Here is a 19,824-nt window from a genome sequence, read left to right as displayed (position 1 = left end):
GCGGCGGCGGCGGCGGCGGCGGCGGCGGAGGCGGCGGCGGCGGCGGAGGCGGCGGAGGCGGCGGAGGCGGCGGCGGCGGCGGCGGCGGCGGCGGCGGCGGCGGCGGCGGCGGCGGCGGCGGCGGCGGAGGCGGCGGAGGCGTGGCGAGCGGCGGCGGAGGCGGCGGCGGAGGTCCACGAGGGTCAGTTCGACGCGCTGCTCTCCGCCATCGCAGAGGAGGCCGCCCGTGGCTGATCCCCTGCCGGACGGCATCGCCGCCATCCGCGTCTATGTCGAGGGCGCCGACGGCCTGCATGGCCGTCCCTACCTGCCGGACCACGCCATCGACGTGCTGCAGGACGCCTGCCAGGAACGGCAACGCCTGACGGATGTCGCCGGCCTGACCCGAGAGGGCGACGACCGGCAGGCCATCGGCGATTTCGTCGACTGGATCGTCGACAGCGCCGAGGCCGCCGCAGATGGCGAGCTGACCGCCGCCCAGCTGGTCGGCAATGACCAGGCCGCAGCCTGGGAGGCGGTGCGCGCACAACTGCTGCACGTCTCCGCCGCGGCAATGGCCGCGGTCGAGGCCTTCGATCGCCGATCCGGCCGCGCTAGGCCCGACGAGCCGATCGGGGCCGGCGGGTCATGACCGACGCCGCCGCCCGCGACCAGGATCGGGCCGCTGCCGCCGGCGAACCTTTGCCGGAGCCGGACAGGCGGCTGCTGATGTCGATGGCGGCGGCGGCCGAGCGGCTGGACATGTGCATCAAGACGCTCAAGATGCACGTGGCAGCAGGCGACATCCCCTACGTCCTGGTCGGGCGGCGCACCAAGAAGTTCGAATCGCGCGATTTGCAGACCTTCATCGATCGCCGGCGCCGGCAGGAGGCCCCGTGTCCGTCTACAAGCCGAAAGGCAAGCCACACTACCACTACGACTTCGTCGTCAAGGGTGTACGATTTCACGGCTCTGCGGGAACGGCGAGCGCGGCAGCGGCGCGGCAGTTCGAAGCCCGGAAGCGCATAGAGGTCGCCACCGCCGGGCCGGAGCCGCGCCGGCAGATGACGATCGACGCGGCGGCCGGCCGCTTCTACACCGAGGTGGCGCAGCACCAGGCCTCCGGCGAGGACGTGTTCCGCTGGCTGTCCCGACTGGTCGACCGGCTCGGCCCCAACACCCTGCTGTCGGAGATCGCCGACGCGAAGCTGGCCGAGATCGTCGCCCGGCGCCGTGGCGACCGGGCCCGCAACAAGACCACGCTGGTCGCGCCGGCGACGGTGAACCGCGACACGGTCGAGTTGCTGCGCCGAATCGTGCATCGCGCCGCCGACACCTGGGGCATCGACGTCGGCAAGCAGCCGAGATGGCACAGGCACCGCCTCGAGGAGCCGGAGGAGCGGGTGCGCGAGGCCAGCTGGGACGAGGAGGATCGGCTGTTCGCGCAGCTGCGGCCGGACCTGCACCCGATCGTCCGCTTCGCCATCCTCAGCGGCTGCCGCCTCGGCGAGTGCCGCGGCCTGACCTGGCCGGATGTCGACTTCGAGCGGCTGGAGATCCAGGTCGTCGGCAAGAGCCGGAAGCCGGGCGGCAAGCTGCGCATCGTGCCGATGACGCGGGCCATGGTGGCGCTGCTGCAGGGCTGCCGCGGCCAGCATGCCGACCATGTCTTCACCTATGTCTGCGACCGGCCGCGCACCAGCGCTGACGGCCTGGTGGTGCGCCGCAAGGGCGAGCGCTATCCGATCAGCCGCGACGGCTGGCGCCGCCTGTGGAGCGCCGCCCTGGCCGCGGCCAAGGTGAAGAACTTTCGGATGCACGACACCCGCCACACCAGCGCCACCCGGGGCCTGCGGGCGTCGGGCAACCTGAAGGCGGTGCAGAAGCAGCTCGGCCACGCCGACATCAAGACCACGGCGAAATACGCCCACGTCCTGGTCGACGACATCCGCGAGATGATGGAGGCCGCGGCCCGGCCGCCGGCAGAGTCCCGGAATAGTCCCGAACCGGGTTCGGGAGAAGCCGAAAATACCATTAGGAAATCAGCAGGTTAACGGGATTGCGTAGCCTTTTCCCAAAGCAGGCGCGCTACCAGACTGCGCTACGCCCCGAACGCCGCAGTTTTCCTAGAGGGAACGCCTCGGTTTTGCAAGCGGCATCGAGAGGACCGACCAGCATGGGCCCGAACCGGCCGCTGCCGCCGGACCGATGCTTCACACCCGGCATGGCATGCTCGTTGGCGTGGATGGCGGGGGCGAAACCGTCGCACCCCGGGGAGCGGCCCTTGTGCACGACGCCCGGTTCGCGTATCGATGCGCGCGACGATTCAGAGATCTTTTGCCGTTGGACCGGCCCGCAGCGATGCGGCGGCCGTTCTTTGACATTTCGGAAGATCGGGATCCCCATCAGGAGCAGTGTCCGCCACGGCTCGAAACAAGGGTCTAGTGCGACATGCCTTTCTCCCCCGCCCCCGCCAGCCTGCTGCGCGCCCTGTCCGAGCGCGGCTATGCCGAGCCCACGCCGGTCCAGGCCGCGGTGCTGCAATCCGAGAATGCGGACCGCGACCTGCTGGTCTCGGCCCAGACCGGCTCGGGCAAGACCGTGGCCTATGGCCTGGCCCTCGGCGGCACGCTGCTTGGGGACGCCGAGCGTATCGGGCCGGGCGGGGCGCCGCTCGCCCTGGTGATCGCTCCGACCCGCGAGCTGGCGTTGCAGGTACAGCGCGAGCTGGAGTGGCTGTACCAGCCGGCCGGGGGCCGCGTCCTCGCCTGCGTCGGCGGCATGGACGCCCGGCGCGAGCAGCGCCTGCTGGCCGCGGGTTGCCACATCGTCGTCGGCACGCCCGGGCGCCTGCGCGACCATATCGAGCGCGGCCAACTCGACCTCTCGGCACTGCGCGCCGTGGTGCTGGACGAGGCCGACGAGATGCTCGACCTCGGCTTCCGCGAGGATCTCGAGGCGATCCTCGACGCCGCCCCGGCGGAGCGCCGGACCCTGCTGTTCTCGGCCACGCTGCCGAAGGAGATCATCGCTCTCGCCCGGCGCTTCCAGCATGACGCCCTGCGCATCGCCATGTCGTCGCGCGACGAACCGCACCGCGACATCGAGTACCGGGCGATGCAGGTCGCGCCGCACGAGGTGGAGCGCGCCGTCGTCAACATCCTGCGCTTCTTCGAGGCGCGCGGCGCCATCGTGTTCTGCTCGACCCGCGAGGCGGTGCGCCGCCTGCAGGGCAACCTGCTGGAACGCGGCTTCGCCGTGGCGGCGCTGTCGGGCGAGCTGAGCCAGGTCGAGCGCAACCGGGCGCTGCAGGCGCTGCGCGACGGCCGGGCGCGGGTCTGCGTCGCCACCGACGTCGCGGCCCGCGGGCTCGACCTGCCGGATCTCGGCCTGGTCATCCATGCCGAGCTGCCGCATGACGCGCAGGTTCTGCAGCATCGCAGCGGCCGTACCGGCCGGGCCGGGCGCAAGGGTGTCAGCGTCGTGCTGGTGCCGTACAACCGCCGCCACCAGGCCGAACGGCTGCTCGGCGCCGCCCGGGTCGAGGCGGTCTGGTCGCCGCCGCCGGCAGCGGACGAGATCCGCACCCGCGACCAGGCGCGGCTGGCCCAGGACACCATCCTGGCCGAGCCGGCGACGGAAGAGGACCTCGCCGGCGCTCGCGCCCTCCTGGCCGAGCGCAGCGCCGAGGATCTCGCCGTCGCCCTGGTCCGCCTGCATCGCAGCCTCCTCCCCGCGCCCGAGGAACTGTCGCCGCCGCCGGAGCGGCCCGCCTCGGCCGATCGGCGCCCGCCCCGTCCCGCCCGGGAGGGCGGCCCGGCCCGCGAGGGTGACGGTGAATCGGTCTGGTTCCGGATGAATGTCGGCCGCGCCAACAACGCCGATCCGCGTTGGCTGCTGCCTTTCCTGTGCCGCCGCGGTCACGTCACCAAGGCCGAGATCGGCCGGATCGAGATCGCCGAGCGGCAGAGCCGGGTCGAGATCGCCCGCCACGCCGCCGGCCGCTTCGCCTCCTCGATCCGCCGGCCGGACACACAGGACCAGCACATCCGGATCGAGGAGGATCGCGCCCACCGCCCCGCCCCGAAGCACCCGGCGCTGCGGGCAAAGCCGCCGCGGCACTGACCGCCCGGCGCCGGCTGTCCCGCCGGCACACTTGCGTCAGATGGCGGGCCCGGCGCAAATGCGGTGTCCCTCCGCAGACCGACGGCATCCGATGCTGCTGCCCCGCGCCATCCTGTTCGACCTCGACGAGACGCTGATCTCTGCCTATGGCCGTCCGGAGGCCGCCTGGCTCGCCGTGACCGCCGAGTTCTCCGAGGCGTTGGCTCCCTGGTCCCCCGCCGAGATCGCCGCCGCGGTCGGCGCCTTCGCCCGCGATTTCTGGGCGGATGCGGAGCGCCACCGGATCTGGCGCCAGCGGATCGGTGAAGCCCGGCGGATGATCGTGGCCGGCGCCTTCGACACCCTCGCCGCCGGCGGCCGGCCGGTGCCCTCCCCCGACCTCCTCCACCGCCTCGCCGACCGCTTCACCGCCTATCGCGACGAGCAGATGCACCTGTTTCCCGACGCCCATGCCGTGGTCGACGGCTTCCGGGCACTCGGCATCCGCCTGGCCCTGGTCACCAACGGCGCGGCCGAGGCCCAGCGCGCCAAGATCGTGCGCTTCGATCTGGCACACCGGTTCGATCACATCCAGATCGAGGGCGAGCACGGCTTCGGCAAGCCGGAGGAGCGCGCCTATCGCCATGCGCTGCAAGCGCTGGGAGTCGATCCGGCCGAGGCCTGGATGGTCGGCGACAACCTCGAATGGGAGGTGGCGGCGCCGCAGCGCCTGGGCATCCACGCGATCTGGGTGGACGGGATCGGTGACGGGGTACCGTCGGGCTCGACGATCCGGCCGGACCGCATCATCCGGGCGGTGGCGGAGCTGCTGACGGGAGCACCCGACAGAACGGCCGCCTGACCGCGCCCTCCCCTGCCCGCACCGGCGCGCATCCTGTATGATCGACGGCAGGGCGCGACCGAACGCGCCGCGATCCACCTCAGGGAGGAGGCAATGGCCGCGCAGGTGAAGCCGATTCCGGACGGCTACCCGACCGTCACCCCCTATCTCATCGTCCGCGGCGCCGCCGCGGCGATCGACTTCTACCGCACCGCCTTCGGCGCCGCCGAGCGGCTGCGCATGGACGCGCACGGCGGCACCATCGGTCATGCCGAGCTGACGATCGGCGGCAGCCTGATCATGCTGGCCGACGAGATGCCCGAGACGGGCTGGTCCAGTCCGTCCGCCATCGGCGGCACGCCGGTCTCGCTGCACCTCTATGTCGAGGATGTCGACGCGGTGGTGGAACGGGCCCTGGCCGCCGGCGCCACCCTGTCGCGGCCGGTCGCCGACCAGTTCTACGGCGACCGGCTGGGCACGGTGGTCGACCCCTTCGGCCATGTCTGGAGCATCTCCACCCATATCGAGGACGTGGCGCCGGAGGAGATCAGGCGACGGGCCGAGGCGCTGTTCGGCGGCAAGGCATAGCCTCCGATCCGTCCAGCGGGCGTGGCCGCTGCTCACACCTCCGTCTTCCGCTTGCCGTAGAGGCGGTCGGCCTCGTTCACGATCGCCTGGCGGATCCGGTCGTCTTCGACCTCCTCGGGCCGAATCACGACGACACCCTGGCTGTGCCAGGCCGCGACCCGCAAGCGGTGGAGCTGCTCCGTTTCCAGTCGCGGGCGCGGCTGGCGCCGCGACAGGCTGCTGCGCGGCTCGCTCATCGCAGCCACCGCTCGACCTCGCGGCCGCCGGCGACCTGCAGGACCGGCCGGCCGCTGCGCAGGGCCAGCGCGGCGGCGATCACCGCCTGCAGCTGGCGACTATGCTCCACCAGAACGACCAGGTCGTCGACCAGCTGTGCCAGCGCTTCGGCCGGCAGCGCCGCGACGGCGGCAATCGGCATGCCCTCGATCTGATCGAGGGTCGGCAGGGTGTTCATGACGGTCTCCATGACGGGATGGGTGGCGGGGGTCACGGCTGCCCCTCCGGGATGTGCAGCCGGACCAGCAGGTCGTAGTCGACGCCGGCGATGCCGCGTTGGGCGGCGGCGGCGACGAAGCGGGGCCAGAAGCGCACCGGGACCGACCCCCGCACCCGCATCATCCGCAGATGCTGTGGCGACACGCCGAGATCGGCGGAGAGATGACCCTGCCTCGGCCAGCGAGTGAACAGGTCATCGAGGTTCGTGATCATGTTGTCCATGTCATGACGATACGTTTCGTATCCAGTTAACGCAATACGAAATGAATTGTCATCACGTTACAAAACGTGCTAAATGCCCGGCATGCTGGAACCGCATCAACGCCTCGTGCTGGCACGGACCAAGGCCGGTCACGAGACCGCTGCGGACGCCGCCCGCGCCTTCGGCTGGAGCCCGATCACCTACCGCGCCCATGAATCCGGGCTGCGCGGCCTGCGCCGCGACGCCGCCGGCCGCTACGCCGCCGCCTTCGGTGTCTCCGAGGCCTGGCTGCTCACCGGCGAAGGTGCCCCGGCGGGGCTGCGGCCGATGGTGCCGGTGGTCGGCCATGTCGGCGCCGGCGCCGAGATCCACATGTTCGAGGGCGACCAGTCGACCGAGCGAATCGACGAGGCCGATGCTCCGCCGGCGGCCGACGAACACACCGTCGCCGTCATCGTCCGCGGCGATTCGATGGCCCCGGCCTTCCGCGACCGCGACGTCATCTACTACCGCAACGTCCGGGCCGAGCCGGACCAGTTGATCGGCCGGGAATGCGTGATCCGCCTGGCCGACGGCCGGACCTTCGTCAAGATCCTGATGCGCGGCAGCGGACCCGGCTTCTTCACCCTGTTCAGCTACAACGCGCCGCTGATCTCCGACGTCGCGATCGAATGGGCGGTGCCGGTGAAATGGGTGATGCGCGACTAAGGCAAATAGATACGATTCGTATTGACCCATGAAGGAAAGATACGTAACGTATTAATCGGCTCCGCATGAGCCGCTTTCCTCCCTGACCTCGCCGGGGCCGTCGGGCGCCGGCTCTTTTGCTGCGCCCACCCCCTGACCAAACGGTCAGGATCGGCCTTGCCTCGCCCGGCGATCCGTCCCACTCTCCCCAGCAACAGGGGACAAGGCACGCGACCAGAGGAGAGCGCCGGCCATGACGATCGCACTCAAGGGCGGCACGGTGGTGAACGCCGACCGCAGCTTCCGCGCCGATGTGATCTGCGACGACGGCAGGATCGTCGCCGTCGGCCCCGACCTCGCCGCCCCGACCGGCGCCCGGGTGATCGACGCCTCGGGCAGCTACCTGCTGCCCGGCGGGATCGACCCGCACACCCATATGCAGTTCCCGTTCATGGGCACGGTGGCGGCCGACGACTACTACACCGGCACCGCCGCGGCGCTGTCCGGCGGCACCACCATGATCATCGACTTCTGCATCCCCGGCCCGCAGCAGAGCCTGCTGGACGGCTACCGCCAGTGGCGCGAATGGGGCGAGAAGGCGGTCTCCGACTGGTCGCTGCACGTCGCCATCACCTGGTGGTCCGACCAGGTGCGGGAGGAGATGGGCACGCTGGTGGCCGAGCACGGCGTCAACAGCTTCAAGCACTTCATGGCGTACAAGAACGCCCTGATGGTCGATGACGACGTGCTGATGCACAGCTTCACCCGCTGCCGCGAGCTCGGCGCCCTGCCGATGGTCCATGCCGAGAACGGCGACATCGTCTGGCTGCTGCAGAAAACGCTGCTCGAGGCCGGCATCACCGGGCCGGAGGGCCATGCCCTGTCCCGCCCGCCCGAGGTCGAGGGTGAGGCCGCCAACCGCGCCATCATGATCGCCGGCGCTGCCGGCGTGCCGCTCTACATCGTTCACACCTCCTGCCGCGAGGCGCATGAGGCGATCGCCAGGGCCCGCGCCAACGGCCAGCGGGTCTATGGCGAGCCGCTGATCCAGCACCTGACCCTGGACGAGAGCGAGTACCGCAACAAGGACTGGGCCTACGCCGCCGCCCGGGTGATGAGCCCGCCCTTCCGCTCCAAGGACCACCAGAAGTCGCTGTGGGATGGGCTGACCGCCGGCAGCCTGCAGGTCGTCGCCACCGACCACTGCGCCTTCCGGACCGAGCAGAAGCGGATGGGGATCGACGACTTCACCCTGATCCCGAACGGCACCGGCGGCATCGAGGACCGCATGGCGGTGCTGTGGACCCATGGCGTCAACACCGGCCGGCTGACCCCGAGCGAGTTCGTCGCCGCCACCTCGGCCAACGCCGCCAAGATCTTCAACCTCTACCCGCAGAAGGGCGTGATCGCGCCCGGCGCCGACGCCGACCTGGTGGTCTGGGACCCGGCGGCGACCAAGACCATCAGCGCCGCCACCCAGCATTCGAACATCGAGGTCAATGTGTTCGAGGGCATGGAGGTGCGCGGCCTGCCCGCCATCACCCTGAGCCAGGGCAAGGTGGTTTGGGAGGACAAGGAGCTGAAGGTGCAGCGCGGCGAGGGCCGTTTCGTGCCGCGCCCCGGCACCGCCCCGGTGTTCGAGGCGATGAAGATCCGCAATGAGCTGCGCCGGCCGGTGCCGGTGCAGCGCAATCCCAGCGTGCATGTGACGCCATGAGCATCGGCCTGAACGACGCACTCCAGACCTATCTGCTCGATGCCTCGCTACGCGAGCCGGAGATCCTGGCTCGGCTGCGGCGGGAGACGCGGCAGGCGACCGGCGGCCACGCCGGAATGCAGATCACGCCGGAGCAGGGCCAGTTCATGGCCCTGCTGGCCCGGATGATCGGCGCCCGCCGGCTGGTCGAGATCGGCACCTTCACCGGCTACAGCGCGCTGGCGGTGATGCTGGCGCTGCCGCCGGAGGCGCGACTCCTGTGCTGCGACGTCAGCGCCGAATGGACCGCGGTCGCGCGGCGGTACTGGCAGGAGGCCGGCGTCGCCGACCGCATCGAGCTGCGCCTGCAGCCGGCCCTCGACACCCTCGAAGAGCTGACGCGCGCGGACTGGGCCGGAACCGTCGACATGGTCTTCGTCGACGCCGACAAGGACAACTACCCGGCCTATGCCGAGGCGGCGATCGGCCTGCTGCGCCCCGGCGGGCTGCTGCTGGTCGACAACGCGCTGTGGAGCGGCCGCGTGGCCGATTCTGCCGACCGCATGCCGGGCACCGAGGCGATCCGCCGGGTCAACGCCATGCTGCGCGACGACAGGCGGGTCGACTTCTCGCTGATCCCGATCGGCGACGGCGTAGCCCTGGCGCGCAAGCGGGGCCCGGGAGAGGGCTGATCCCCCTGCCCTACAGCACCCCGGCCGACAGCTTCCGCACCACCTCGGCCTGGCGGCGGGTGTCGGTCTTGGCGAAGATGCTCTTCAGCTGGCTGCGCACGGTGAGCGGCGAGACGCCGTCGACCGCGGCGATCTCGGTCGGGGTCAGGCCCTCGATCAGGCGCCGCGTCACGCGCAGTTCGGCCGCGGTCAGGCCATAGGCGGCGCGGGCGCTCTCGATCCGCGCTGCGACGGAGGAGATCGCCGGGTCCTCGATCAGCACCATCGCCGCGGCACCGGCGAAGAACACCTGCACCGAGGATTGGTCGAGCTGCACGAAGCGCACCCGCAGCGGCGCGCGATCGCCGTCGCGCCGCAGCAGCTGGGTGTCGAGCAGGCCACGCGACAGGCCCAGGCGGATCGTTCCCAAGGCGCGGTCGAGGGCGGCGGTCACGTCGGGCGAGGCGAAGCGCAGGCGCCCCTCGCCGTCCTGGCCGACCGCGCCGCCGGCAGCGATCAGGACCTCCGCCGCCTGGTTGCAGTGGCGGACCCGCCGGTCCGGCGCGACCAGGATCAGGCCGATGCCGAGCAGGTCGAGCACCGAGAGGCCGTCCTGCAGGGCGGCGCCGGCCTGGGGCGAGCGGCGATAGAAGGAGAAGACCCGGCGCAGATGCGGCGCCAGCTGGCCGAGCAGGGCGCGGGCGGCGTCCACGGTGGCGTCGTCGGCCTCCGCCCCCAGCACGCTGAGCATGAAGTGGCAGCGCTCCTCCTTGTACACCGTGACCCCGACTGCGGTGCCAAGGCCGTGCGGCTGCAGATAGTCGGCATAGAATTCGGTGCGCAGCAGGTCGTGGCGCGGCAGCATCTGCTCCGCCCGGACCGCCAGCCCGACCGGGCGCTGTGCCGCCGCCCGCATCCACGGATTCACCCGGCTGAAATGGCTGCCATAGGCGGCCACGGCGTCGACCGAGAAGCCAGTGTTCACCGAGAATGCGCCGCTGCCGCTGTCGAGGTCGTGGAAGAACAGCGTCGCCTTGCCGTTCGGCAGGCAGGTCGCGACCTCCCGCAGCAACAGGTCCCAGCCGATCTCACCGACCAGCGCCGCATAGATGCGGTCGATCAGGACGGCCGCACGATCCGTTTCAGCCAATCCGGCTCCCCCTGCCTGGACGCCGCAATGCGAACCATAGCATCGATTGCCAAAATGGCGGATTCCAGGCGGCGGCGCATATTCCGGTCGGGCGAGCGGCGCGCTTCAACTGCCGGCGGCAGCCTTCACCGAGGACACCGACCAGCCGCCGCCCAGCGCCTTGTAGAGCGCGACCGCCGCCTGCAGCCGGTTGGACTTGGCCTGCACCAGCTGGTCGCGGGCGGAAAAGTAGCTCTGCTGCGCGTTCAGCACGGTCAGCAGGTCGACCGCCCCGGCCCGGTACTGCGCGTCGGACAGGCGGAACGCCTCGCGCGCCTGGGTGGCCACCTCCTGCTGCGCCTGGTAGGCGAGCCCGCTCTGGCGCGTCGCGATCAGCGCGTTCTCGACATCGCCGAAGGCGGTCAGCACGGCCTTCACATAGGTCTGCCCCAGCTCCTGGTATTGCGCCTCGGTGAGCTGGACCGCGCCGCGCAGCGCACCGCCCTCGAAGATCGGCTGGGTCAGCGAGGCGGCGAGGCTGTAGAGCGTGTTGGCGGAGTTGAACAGGGTGCCGAGCGCCGCGCTCTGGACCCCGCCCGAGCCGGTCAGCTGGATCGACGGGAACAGCTGGGCCTTCGCCTCCTTCGCGTTGAACCGGGCGGCGAGCAGCTGCGCATCGGCGTTCTGGATGTCCGGCCGGCGGTCCAGCAGCGAGGACGGCAGGCCCGCGGCCACCACCGGGATATCGAGATCGTCGAGCGACTGGCGCTGCAGCGACAGCCGCTCCGGCGGCTCGCCCAGCAGCAGCGCGAGCGTCGTCTCGGTCTGCTGGCGCTGCTGCTCCAGCGGCGGGATCGCGGCCTTCTGCTGTGCCACCACCGTGCGCTGCTGCGCCACGTCGAGGGCCGAGGCGGCGCCGGCACTCTCCTGCGCCAGCACCACGTTCAGCACCTGCTGGGCGTTGGCCAGGTTGTCGCGCGCGATCGCCAGCCGGTCCTGGAATTCCAGGACCTGCATGTAGGTGGTGGCGGTGCTCGAGGTGACGGTCAGGGCGACGGTGTCGCGGTCGTAGCGGCTGGCCAGTGCCGAGGCCTGCGCCGATTGCAGCGCCGCCCGGTTCTTGCCCCAGAGGTCGATCTCGTAGCTGGCCGAAAGGTCGGCCGAAAACTGGTCGCTGACCGTGCGGCTGGAACCGAGGCCCAAGCTGCTGGCGCGCTCCGGCGAGACCGAATGCGAGGCGTCGCCGGTGGCGCCGATGCTGGGCAGCAGCGGCGCGCCGGCGATCCGCGCCTGGGCATCGGCCTGCAGCACCCGGGCGACGGCGGCGCCGATGTCCTGGTTGTTCTGCTGGGCGGTGCGGATCAGGACGTCGAGCTGGGACGAGCCGAAGCTGCGCCACCAGCCCGTCTCCGGCCAGGTGGTGCCGGCCGGCCCCTCCGCCTTCCAGCCGCCCGGGATGTCGAGGGCGGGCTTGTCGTCCTCCGGCCCGGCGCAGCCGGCCAGCAGGGCGACGGTCAGGACCGTCGCGAGAGGGAAGCGGATCGGCATGGTCACTCGGCGGACAGGGCGACGACGGGGTCGAGTGTGGCAGCCTTGCGCGCCGGCATGTAGCCGAAGATCAGGCCGGTGAGGAAGGCGCAGCCGAAGGCCAGCAGCACCGGCCCGGGCGAGAACACGATCGCGGTGCCGAAGGCCTGCAGCGCCGCCGCCACCGCCAGGCCGCCGGCCACGCCGATGGCGCCGCCGATCGCCGAGACCACCACGGATTCGGTGATGAATTGCTGCAGGATGTCGCGCATCCGGGCGCCGGTCGCCATCCGCACCCCGATCTCGCGCGTGCGCTCGGTGACGCTGACCAGCATGATGTTCATCACCCCGATGCCGCCGACCAGGAGCGAGATGGCGGCGACCGAGCCGAGCAGGATGGTCAGCGTGTTCTGGGTCGCCGAGACGGTCTCGATCAGCGACGACATGTTGCGGATCTGCACGTCCTGGCGGCGGTGCCGGGCCTCGAGCAGCGCCTGCGCGTCGGCCTGGGTCTCGTCGATCCGCGCCGTGTCCTCGACCTGCACCGTGATCGATCGGACGAAGCGCTTGCCGAACACCCGCAGGCTGCCGGTCGACAGCGGCATGAACACGATGTCGTCCTGGTCGGCGCCGTAGGGCGTCGCGCCCTTCGCCTCCATCAGCCCGATCACCTGGAACGGGATGTTGTTGACCAGGACGTAACGCCCGAGCGGGTCGACGCCCTCCGGGAACAGGATCCGGGCCACGGTCTGGCCCAGCACGATCACCGGGGCATAGCTGGCATCGTCCCCGGCCGAGATGAAGCTGCCGCGCTCGACCGACCAACTGCGCACCCGGGTGAAGTCCGGCGTCGTCGCATCGGCCTGGGTCTGGTAGTCGGTGTTGCCATAGCGCAGGGTGATGGTCCCCGTCAGCTCCGGCACCGCGGCGGCAACGTTGGGCACCTCCGTCAGCGCCTCGGCATCCTCCGGCACCAGCGTCGCGATCACCCCGTCGGCGGTGCGGTTGTTGCTCTGCGCCGGGCGGATCAGCAGCAGGTCGGTGCCCATGGCCGAGATGCGGTCGACCACCGACTGCTTCGCCCCGTCGCCGATCGCCAGCATGGCGATCACCGCGCCGACGCCGATGACGATGCCGAGCAGGGTGAGGATGGTGCGGAACAGGTTGGCGCGCAGGGCCCTGAGCGCCATCTTCACCGCCTCGGTCATGTCGGCGACGCCCAGCGCGCCGGCATCGCCCGCAGGCTGGCTCACGGGCCCGGCCACGACCGCAGGCCCGCGCGCGCCGCTGTCGCCGACGATGTGCCCGTCACGGATCTCGATCAGCCGGTGCGCGTGCTCCGCCACCGCCCGGTCATGGGTGATCAGGATGACGGTGCGGCCGGCCTCGCTCATCCGCTTGAGCAGCGCCATCACCTCGGCGCCGCTGTGGCTGTCCAGCGCGCCGGTCGGTTCGTCGGCCAGGATCACCCGGCCGCCATTCATCAGGGCCCGGGCGATCGACACCCGCTGCTGCTGGCCGCCCGACAGTTGGTTCGGCCGGTGGTCGGTGCGGTCGGCGAGGCCGAGCGAGCCCAGCAGCTGCTCCGCCCGCTCGCGCCGCTCGGCGGCGGGGATGCCGGCATAGATTGCCGGCACCTCGACATTCTCGGCCGCGGTCGCGGACGCGATCAGGTTGTAGCTCTGGAAGATGAAGCCGAAGGTCTCGCGCCGCAGATGCGCCAGGGCGTCGCCGTCCAGCGTCGCCACATCGGTGCCGTCGACGTGGTATGTGCCGGTGGTCGGCCGGTCGAGGCAGCCGAGGATGTTCATCAGCGTCGACTTGCCGGAGCCCGAGGCGCCCATGAGGGCGACGAACTCGCCGGGGTGGATGTCGAGCGAGATGCCGTGCAGCACCTCCACCGCCAGGTCGCCATTGACATAGGTCTTGGTGACGTCGCGCAGCGACACCTGCGGCCGGGTTGCCGCCGGGGCTGACGTCGCCGGCATCGGCTCGCGGATGTCCATCAGAGCCTCGGGCTCCGGCCCGGCCCGGATTGCGTCGGCGCGGCGTTCGGCCGGCGAGAGCCGGTGATCACCTGTTCGCCCGGCTCCAGCCCGCTCAGAATCTCCGCCTGCGCCCGGTTGGTGACGCCGACCGTCACCGTGCGGGTCTCGACCGACCCGCTCGGCTTCAGCACCCGGACCGTGGCCCGCCCGGGCACGGCCGAGGAGGTGCCGGGCGACAGTCCCGACAGCGCCGTGACCGGCACCAGCAGCGTGTCCTGGGCCGCGGCCGAGACGAAGAACACCTGCGCCGTCATCTGCGTCATCAGCGTGCCGTCCTGGTTCGGCACGTCGAACAGCGCGTTGTAGAGCACGACGTTGTTGACCACCTCCGGCGTCGGCTGGACCTGCCGCAGCGCCCCGTACCAGCGCTTGTCGGGCATGCCGAGGGTGGCGAAGTAGGCGGTCATGCCGAGCCGCAGCCGGCTGACATCGGCTTCCGAGACCTGCGCCTCCACGGTCATGGTCGCGAGGTCGGCGACCTGGACGATGATCGGCGCCGACTGGTTGGCGTTCAGGGTCTGGCCCCGGCGCGCCGACTGCGACACCACCGTGCCGTCGATCGGCGCGTAGATCTTGGTGTAGCCGAGATTGGCCTCGTCGCCCCTGAGCGTCGACTGGATCTGCCGGGTCTGGGCGTCGATCGCGTCGAGCTGGGCCTGGGCCGCGGCATAACCCGCCTCGGCCACCTGCAACGCGTCGTCGCTGGTGGCGCGCGACGCCTTCAGGTTGCGCTGCCGCTCGGCCTGCTGCCGGGCCAGCAGCAGCTGCGCCTCCTTCTCCGCCCGCTGGGCCGCGAGATTGGCGATCTGCGCCCGGTCGGCCTCGACCCGCGTCTGGTAGACGGTCGGGTCGATCTCGGCCAGCAGGTCGCCGGCCTTCACCCGGTCGCCGATCGCGACATGCAGGGTCTTCAACTGGCCGGAGACCTGGGTGCCGACATCGACATAGCTGACCGGCTGCAGCGTCCCCAGCGCCGTGATCGCGTCCTCGATATCGCCGCGCTCGGCCGTCGCAGTGAGCCAGAGCTGGTCGGGCGCGACCGCATGGCCCCAGCGGTACCAGGCGCCGCCGGCCACGATCAGGCCGAGGACCAGCAGCGCGAGCAGCAGGAAACGGCGCCGGCGGGATGTCTTGCCGCGCGCGGTCCGGGTCGGTCCGGGCAAGGGCGGCGCCGCCGTCTCCCGCAGCCTCGGCTCGATCTCAGTCCTGGTGTCCGGCATTCCCCTCGGCCCGCAATAGTGTCGCCCCTTCACGGTCCGGCCGGGAATTTCCGGCGCGGGGCCGGCTGTCGTATGGCTGGTCTGGCCGAGGCTCTCCGATTATACCGGTTTCCTGGCCTCCCGGCCGCAGAGACTCCGACACGGCTTCGAGGCAGGCATGGCCCGTGCGGCCGCGATCGCATTTTCCGGCATTCTCCTGGCCGCCCCGGCCCTGGCGGCGCCGGCCTCCTGCGGCCCGCACGACGTGGTGGTGGACTATCTGGCGCGCGCCTTCCAGGAGACGCCGGCCGGCGCCGGCACCGCCAACAGCGGCGGCCGGGTCGAGCTGTTCACGGCGCCGAAGGGGCGGAGCTGGACCCTGATCTACACCGGGCCGGACGGGCAGTCCTGCATGATCGCCGCCGGCCGCGGCTGGGCCCTGCCCGGCCCGGACGAGGAAACCACCAAGCCGCGCTGACCTCAGCTCTTCGGCGCGGCCGCGGCGATCAGCGGGTGAACCACCCGGTCGCCGGGCTTGATGTCGAGGAAGCGGGCGATGCCGCCGTTCAGCTCCAGCACCGCCTTGGCCGGCCCGTCGGAGGTGCGGGGGTCCAGGGTCTGCGGCGGCACCTTCTCGAGGATGTTGGCGATCGTCCCGTCGGTGCGGATGAAGATCATATCGAGCGGGATCAGCGTGTTCCTCATCCAGAAGGCCCGCGGCCCGGCCTGGTCGAACACGAACAGCATGCCGGCGTCCGGCGCCATCTTCTCACGGAACATCAGGCCGCGCTCCTGCTGCTCCGGCGTCAGAGCCAGCTCGACCGCGAAGTGGAAGCTCTTGCCGGCCGCGGTCTCGATGGTGAGGTCGCTGGTCTTGGGCTGGGGCGCCTCCTGCGCGGAGACGGGGCCGGCGGCGGCAAGCAGCAGGGCGAAAGCGGCGAGGAGCGTCTTCATCGATCGTCCCATCTCGTCAGGGTGTCATGACGGCGTGGATCACGGATTGGACCTCCGGCCGCACCGGGCCCGGCCGCGGCGCGTCGTCCATCCGGTCGAACCAGGCAGGTTCGGGCGGGGTGCCGCGACGGCGCGACCAGGACAGGCCGGCCAGCACCGCGCGGGACGCCGCCGTCAGCGGCGCCGCCGGATCCAGGCCGTTCAGCACCGCCCAGACCCCGGCCCAGCAACGTCCGACGGTCCAGGGATTGTAGCCCCCGCCCCCGAGCACGAGGAGACGCGGCGCGACCTCGCGCACCGCCGCCACCACGTCCCACAGGGCGCGGTTGGACAGCGACAGGCGGCTCAGCGGATCGTCATGCAGCGCGTCGGCGCCGCATTGCAGCACCACGGCCTGGGGCCGGAAGGCCTCGACCAGCGGCAGCAGCGCCTGGTCGCGCACCGCCGCCATCTCGTCGTCGTTCAGCTCGCGCGGCATGGGCAGGTTGCGGGCGTTGCCGCCGCCGCGGTCCGCGACCGCGCCGGTGAACGGCCAGCGCTGCGCCTCGTGCACCGACACGGTCAGCACCCGCGCATTGCCGGCGAAGGCGTCCTGCACCCCGTCGCCGTGATGGGCGTCGACGTCGAGATAGGCGACGCGGTCGACACCGCGGTCCAACAGGGCGAGGATCGCCAGCACCGGGTCGTTGAAGTAGCAGAAGCCGGAGGCGCGGTCGGGCCGGCCGTGATGCAGCCCGCCGGCCGGGCTGTAGACCACCGCCCCCTCGGCCACCAGGCCGGCGCCGAGCAGCGAGGAGCCGCAGGCGGTGGCCGGGCGGCGGAACACCTCGCCGAAGATCGGGTTCTCGACCCCGCCGAGATTGTGCCGCTGCCGGCGCGCCGGATCGAGGTCCTGGTCGCGCTCGGCATCCTGGACCGCCGCGACATAGTCCGGGTGGTGGAACCGGGTCAGGGCCTCGGCCCCGGCCAGCGGGCCCTCGCGGTACTGGCCGTCGGCCAGCCAGCCCTGGGCCCGGATCAGGTCGAGCGCGGTCGAGACCCGCGGGATGGCGAGCGGATGCTTCGGCCCGTAGCTGGAATGCCGGTAGACCTCGCTGCCGATCAGGATCGGCCGCGCCGCCATCGCCGGATCAGGCCTTCTTTGCCGCCGGCTTGGCATCCGCCGGAGCCGCCGGCGGCGCCTTCTTGCGGAACAGCTTGTCCTCGCCGAGGAACAGCAGGATCGGCGCCGCGATGAAGATCGAGGAGGTGGTGGCGACGACGACGCCGATCAGGATGACGATGGCGAATTGCTGCAGGTTCTCGCCGCTCCAGATCGCCAGCGGCAGGCAGGCCAGGAAGGTGGCCAGCGAGGTGCCGATGGTGCGGTTCAGCGTCTGGTTGATCGACAGGTCGATCAACTGCCGCAGCGGCAGCGACTTGTACAGCCGCAGGTTCTCGCGCACCCGGTCATAGACCACGACCTTGTCGTTGACCGAATAGCCGAGGACCGTGAGCAGCGCCGCGATCGAGGTCAGGTTGAACTGCATGCCGGTGACGGCATAGACCCCGATCATCTTGGTGACGTCGAGGATCATGGTGACCACGGCGCCGACGCCGAACTGCCATTCGAAGCGGAACCAGATGTAGAACAGCATGGCCACCAGGGCGAGGCCGAGCGCCATCATGCCGTTCTGGAACAGCTCGCCCGAGACCGTGCTGCCGACCGAATCGACGCTGCGGATCACCGTGCCCGGCACGGTGTCGGTCAGCGTCTTCTTGACCGTGTCGAGCGCCACCTGCTGCTGCTGTTCGGTCGGCTGCGCCTCCATCCGGATCAGCACGTCGCTGGGCGAGCCGAACTGCTGCAGCTGGACCTGGCCGAGGCCGAGCGCGTCGAGCCCGGAGCGCAGCACCGAGAAATCCGCCGGCTGTGGCGTCTGGATCTCGATGGCGATGCCGCCCTTGAAGTCGACGCCGTAGTTCAGCCCGGGATGGAAGAACAGGATGACCGAGGCGATGCTGAGGAAGGCCGAGGTGGCGAGGCCGGCGATGCGACCCCGCATGAACGGGATCTTGGTGTCGTCCGGGACGAGACGGAGCCAGAACATCACGCTTTCCTCAGCACGGGCAGGACGGTGGGGCGCTTGCGGCGGATCCAGCTGACCATCATGAACCGCACCAGCACGATGGCGGTGAACATCGAGGTCAGGATGCCGATCCCGGTGGTGACGGCGAAGCCGCGCACCGGGCCCGTGGTCAGCGAGTACAGGATCGCCATCTTGATCAGCGAGGTGATGTTGGCGTCGAAGATCGTGCCGAAGGCCCGGCTGAAGCCCGCATCCATCGCCGAGAACGGCGTTCGCCCCCGTTTCGTCTCCTCGTACAATCGCTCGTTGATCAGGATGTTGGCGTCGACCGACATGCCGAGGGTCAGCAGCATGCCGGCGATGCCGGGCAGCGTCAGCGTCGCCTCGAGCAGCGACAGGATCGCCACCGTCAGCACCATGTTCATGACCAGGGCGATGTTGGCGAACAGGCCGAACAAGCCGTAGGACAGGAACATGTAGGTGATGACCAGGACGAAGCCGACGGCGACGGCGATGATGCCGGCCTGGATGGCGTCGGCGCCCAGGTCGGGGCCGACCGTCCGCTCCTCGACGATGGTCAGCGGCGCCGGCAGCGCGCCGGCGCGCAGCAGCACGGACAGGTCGTTGGCGGTCTGGGCCGTGAAGTTGCCGCTGATCTGGCCGCGGCCGCCCAGGATCGGCTCGTTGATGTTCGGATAGGTGATGACCTTGTCGTCGAGCACGATGGCGAAGGGCTTGCCGACATTGGCCTGGGTGACCTGGCCGAAGCGGCGGGCGCCGGCGCTGTCGAACTCGAAGTTCACCACCCACTGCCCGGTCTGCGAATTCGTGCCGGCGCGGGCGTCGGTCAGGTTGGCGCCGTCGACCTCGATCCGCTTGCGCACCGCGATCGACGTCCGCTCGCCCTGCCGCGGATTCTCGATCGGCAGCACCTCGGTGTCCGGCGGCACCGGCTGGCCGGGCTGGTAGTCGAGATTGACCAGGTGGAAGGTCATCTTCGCCGTCTGGCCCAGCAGGCGGCGGATGCGGTCGGGGTTCTGTTCGCCCGGCAGCTGCAGCAGGATTCGGGCCGACCCCTGGCGCGAGATCAGCGGCTCGCGCGTGCCGCTCTCGTCGACGCGGCGGCGGACGATCTCGATCGACTGCTCCACCGCCCGGGCCTCGCGGTCGCGCAGGCCCACCTCGGTCAGGGTCAGGCCGGCCTTACCATCGCTGCCGACGTTGATGTCGAGATCGCGCTGGCCGCCGGCCAGTGGGTCGACGGCACCGGTCAACAGGTTCTCGGCCAAGAGGGTGCGCACCCGGTCGGCCTGGCCGGGGTCGGACAGGGTGAAATTGACCGAATGATCATTCACAGCGAGGTCGCTGAAGACGATGCTCTCGCGCCGCAGCAGGCTGCGGATCGAATCCTGGATGTTGGCGAGGCGGGCGTCGACCACCGCCTTCATGTCGACCTCGAGCAGGAGGTAGGAACCGCCCCGCAGGTCGAGACCGAGATTCATCTGCCGTGCCGGGATCCAGGACGGCAGCGCGTCGAGCGTGCTGCGCGGCAGGAGGTTCGGCAGGCTCAGGATCACGCCGAGGAGGCACACCACCAGGATGGTGACCTTCTTCCACGGGGCGAAATACATCATC

Annotated in this window: 22 protein-coding genes; 11 read left to right on the top strand and 11 right to left on the bottom strand. The window is 70.8% G+C overall.

Going from position 1 to position 19,824, the window contains the following annotated elements; genetic code table 11:
• The 7 genes from ACTOWL_RS19115 to ACTOWL_RS19085 form a co-directional block, all read left to right on the top strand.
• Positions 1-234 (top strand): hypothetical protein (locus tag ACTOWL_RS19115; protein ID WP_441322855.1); only part of this gene is annotated, 234 nt, incomplete at its 5' end.
• Positions 227-631 (top strand): hypothetical protein, encoded by a 405-nt coding sequence (locus ACTOWL_RS19110; RefSeq protein WP_441322854.1) that lies wholly within the window; start codon positions 227-229, stop codon positions 629-631. The genes ACTOWL_RS19115 and ACTOWL_RS19110, both read left to right, overlap by 8 nt.
• The gene (locus ACTOWL_RS19105; protein WP_441322853.1) at positions 628-1,008 is read left to right on the top strand and encodes a hypothetical protein; all 381 of its coding nucleotides are present in this window, start codon (positions 628-630) and stop codon (positions 1,006-1,008) included. Before ACTOWL_RS19110 ends, ACTOWL_RS19105 begins: the two co-directional genes overlap by 4 nt.
• A 35-nt stretch (positions 1,009-1,043) precedes the next feature.
• Positions 1,044-2,033, top strand: coding sequence for a tyrosine-type recombinase/integrase (locus ACTOWL_RS19100; RefSeq protein WP_441322852.1), 990 nt, complete (start codon positions 1,044-1,046; stop codon positions 2,031-2,033).
• 397 nt (positions 2,034-2,430) lie between these two features.
• Positions 2,431-4,104, top strand: coding sequence for a DEAD/DEAH box helicase (locus ACTOWL_RS19095; RefSeq protein ID WP_441322851.1), 1,674 nt, complete (start codon positions 2,431-2,433; stop codon positions 4,102-4,104).
• Between the two features lie 91 nt (positions 4,105-4,195).
• The gene (locus ACTOWL_RS19090; RefSeq protein ID WP_441322850.1) at positions 4,196-4,945 is read left to right on the top strand and encodes an HAD family hydrolase; all 750 of its coding nucleotides are present in this window, start codon (positions 4,196-4,198) and stop codon (positions 4,943-4,945) included.
• Positions 4,946-5,038: 93 nt separating this feature from the next.
• The gene (locus tag ACTOWL_RS19085) at positions 5,039-5,512 is read left to right on the top strand and encodes a VOC family protein (protein WP_441322849.1); all 474 of its coding nucleotides are present in this window, start codon (positions 5,039-5,041) and stop codon (positions 5,510-5,512) included.
• Between the two features lie 32 nt (positions 5,513-5,544).
• On the opposite strand, the gene ACTOWL_RS19080 is transcribed toward ACTOWL_RS19085, so the two are convergent.
• From ACTOWL_RS19080 to ACTOWL_RS19070, 3 genes are read right to left on the bottom strand one after another with little or no spacing between them, the layout of a single operon-like run.
• A complete protein-coding gene (locus ACTOWL_RS19080; protein WP_441322848.1) occupies positions 5,545-5,748 on the bottom strand; it encodes a hypothetical protein in 204 nt (67 codons plus the stop codon).
• Positions 5,745-6,002: a hypothetical protein gene (locus ACTOWL_RS19075; protein ID WP_441322847.1), complete on the bottom strand. Its 258-nt coding sequence runs from the start codon at positions 6,000-6,002 to the stop codon at positions 5,745-5,747. The genes ACTOWL_RS19080 and ACTOWL_RS19075 overlap by 4 nt, the downstream gene beginning before the upstream one ends.
• Positions 5,999-6,220: a hypothetical protein gene (locus ACTOWL_RS19070; protein WP_441322846.1), complete on the bottom strand. Its 222-nt coding sequence runs from the start codon at positions 6,218-6,220 to the stop codon at positions 5,999-6,001. The genes ACTOWL_RS19075 and ACTOWL_RS19070 overlap by 4 nt, the downstream gene beginning before the upstream one ends.
• Before the next feature lie 91 nt (positions 6,221-6,311).
• Between ACTOWL_RS19070 and ACTOWL_RS19065 the strand changes: the two genes are divergently transcribed.
• The 3 genes from ACTOWL_RS19065 to ACTOWL_RS19055 all read left to right on the top strand — a co-directional run bounded on the left by ACTOWL_RS19065 (position 6,312) and on the right by ACTOWL_RS19055 (position 9,284).
• Entirely contained in the window at positions 6,312-6,917 is a 606-nt protein-coding gene (locus ACTOWL_RS19065; RefSeq protein WP_441322845.1) for a LexA family transcriptional regulator, read from the top strand.
• 232 nt (positions 6,918-7,149) lie between these two features.
• A complete protein-coding gene (gene hydA / locus ACTOWL_RS19060) occupies positions 7,150-8,613 on the top strand; it encodes a dihydropyrimidinase (RefSeq protein ID WP_441322844.1) in 1,464 nt (487 codons plus the stop codon).
• Positions 8,610-9,284 carry an O-methyltransferase gene (locus ACTOWL_RS19055; RefSeq protein ID WP_441322843.1) on the top strand — a complete coding sequence of 225 codons (675 nt, stop codon included), beginning with the start codon at positions 8,610-8,612 and terminating at the stop codon, positions 9,282-9,284. The genes hydA and ACTOWL_RS19055 overlap by 4 nt, the downstream gene beginning before the upstream one ends.
• A 10-nt stretch (positions 9,285-9,294) precedes the next feature.
• Here ACTOWL_RS19055 and ACTOWL_RS19050 read toward each other — a convergent pair whose 3' ends face one another.
• The 4 genes from ACTOWL_RS19050 to ACTOWL_RS19035 all read right to left on the bottom strand — a co-directional run bounded on the left by ACTOWL_RS19050 (position 9,295) and on the right by ACTOWL_RS19035 (position 15,187).
• Positions 9,295-10,413 carry a helix-turn-helix transcriptional regulator gene (locus tag ACTOWL_RS19050; RefSeq protein ID WP_441322842.1) on the bottom strand — a complete coding sequence of 373 codons (1,119 nt, stop codon included), beginning with the start codon at positions 10,411-10,413 and terminating at the stop codon, positions 9,295-9,297.
• A gap of 105 nt (positions 10,414-10,518) precedes the next feature.
• Positions 10,519-11,940 (bottom strand): efflux transporter outer membrane subunit, encoded by a 1,422-nt coding sequence (locus tag ACTOWL_RS19045; RefSeq protein WP_441322841.1) that lies wholly within the window; start codon positions 11,938-11,940, stop codon positions 10,519-10,521.
• A gap of 2 nt (positions 11,941-11,942) precedes the next feature.
• Positions 11,943-13,925, bottom strand: a complete 1,983-nt coding sequence (locus ACTOWL_RS19040; protein ID WP_441322840.1) for a MacB family efflux pump subunit — start codon at positions 13,923-13,925, stop codon at positions 11,943-11,945.
• Positions 13,925-15,187, bottom strand: a complete 1,263-nt coding sequence (locus ACTOWL_RS19035; RefSeq protein WP_441322839.1) for an efflux RND transporter periplasmic adaptor subunit — start codon at positions 15,185-15,187, stop codon at positions 13,925-13,927. The genes ACTOWL_RS19040 and ACTOWL_RS19035 overlap by 1 nt, the downstream gene beginning before the upstream one ends.
• 157 nt (positions 15,188-15,344) lie before the next feature.
• Between ACTOWL_RS19035 and ACTOWL_RS19030 the strand changes: the two genes are divergently transcribed.
• Positions 15,345-15,644 (top strand): hypothetical protein, encoded by a 300-nt coding sequence (locus tag ACTOWL_RS19030; RefSeq protein ID WP_441322838.1) that lies wholly within the window; start codon positions 15,345-15,347, stop codon positions 15,642-15,644.
• Positions 15,645-15,646: 2 nt separating this feature from the next.
• Here the strand turns inward: ACTOWL_RS19030 and ACTOWL_RS19025 are convergent, their stop codons facing one another.
• The 4 genes from ACTOWL_RS19025 to secD are packed head-to-tail and all read right to left on the bottom strand — an operon-like array spanning position 15,647 to position 19,823.
• Positions 15,647-16,120, bottom strand: coding sequence for a DUF192 domain-containing protein (locus ACTOWL_RS19025; protein ID WP_441322837.1), 474 nt, complete (start codon positions 16,118-16,120; stop codon positions 15,647-15,649).
• 16 nt (positions 16,121-16,136) lie between these two features.
• Entirely contained in the window at positions 16,137-17,243 is a 1,107-nt protein-coding gene (locus tag ACTOWL_RS19020; RefSeq protein WP_441322836.1) for an acetoin utilization protein AcuC, read from the bottom strand.
• 7 nt (positions 17,244-17,250) lie between these two features.
• Positions 17,251-18,210 carry a protein translocase subunit SecF gene (gene secF / locus ACTOWL_RS19015; protein WP_441322835.1) on the bottom strand — a complete coding sequence of 320 codons (960 nt, stop codon included), beginning with the start codon at positions 18,208-18,210 and terminating at the stop codon, positions 17,251-17,253.
• Positions 18,210-19,823, bottom strand: a complete 1,614-nt coding sequence (secD, locus tag ACTOWL_RS19010) for a protein translocase subunit SecD (protein WP_441322834.1) — start codon at positions 19,821-19,823, stop codon at positions 18,210-18,212. The genes secF and secD overlap by 1 nt, the downstream gene beginning before the upstream one ends.
• Position 19,824 lies beyond the last annotated feature (1 nt).

Source organism: Inquilinus sp. CA228 (assembly GCF_052078665.1).
Classification (GTDB): domain Bacteria; phylum Pseudomonadota; class Alphaproteobacteria; order DSM-16000; family Inquilinaceae; genus Inquilinus.
The sequence above is the reverse complement of the archived record's forward strand: the minus strand, read 5'-3'. Positions and strand labels throughout refer to the sequence as shown.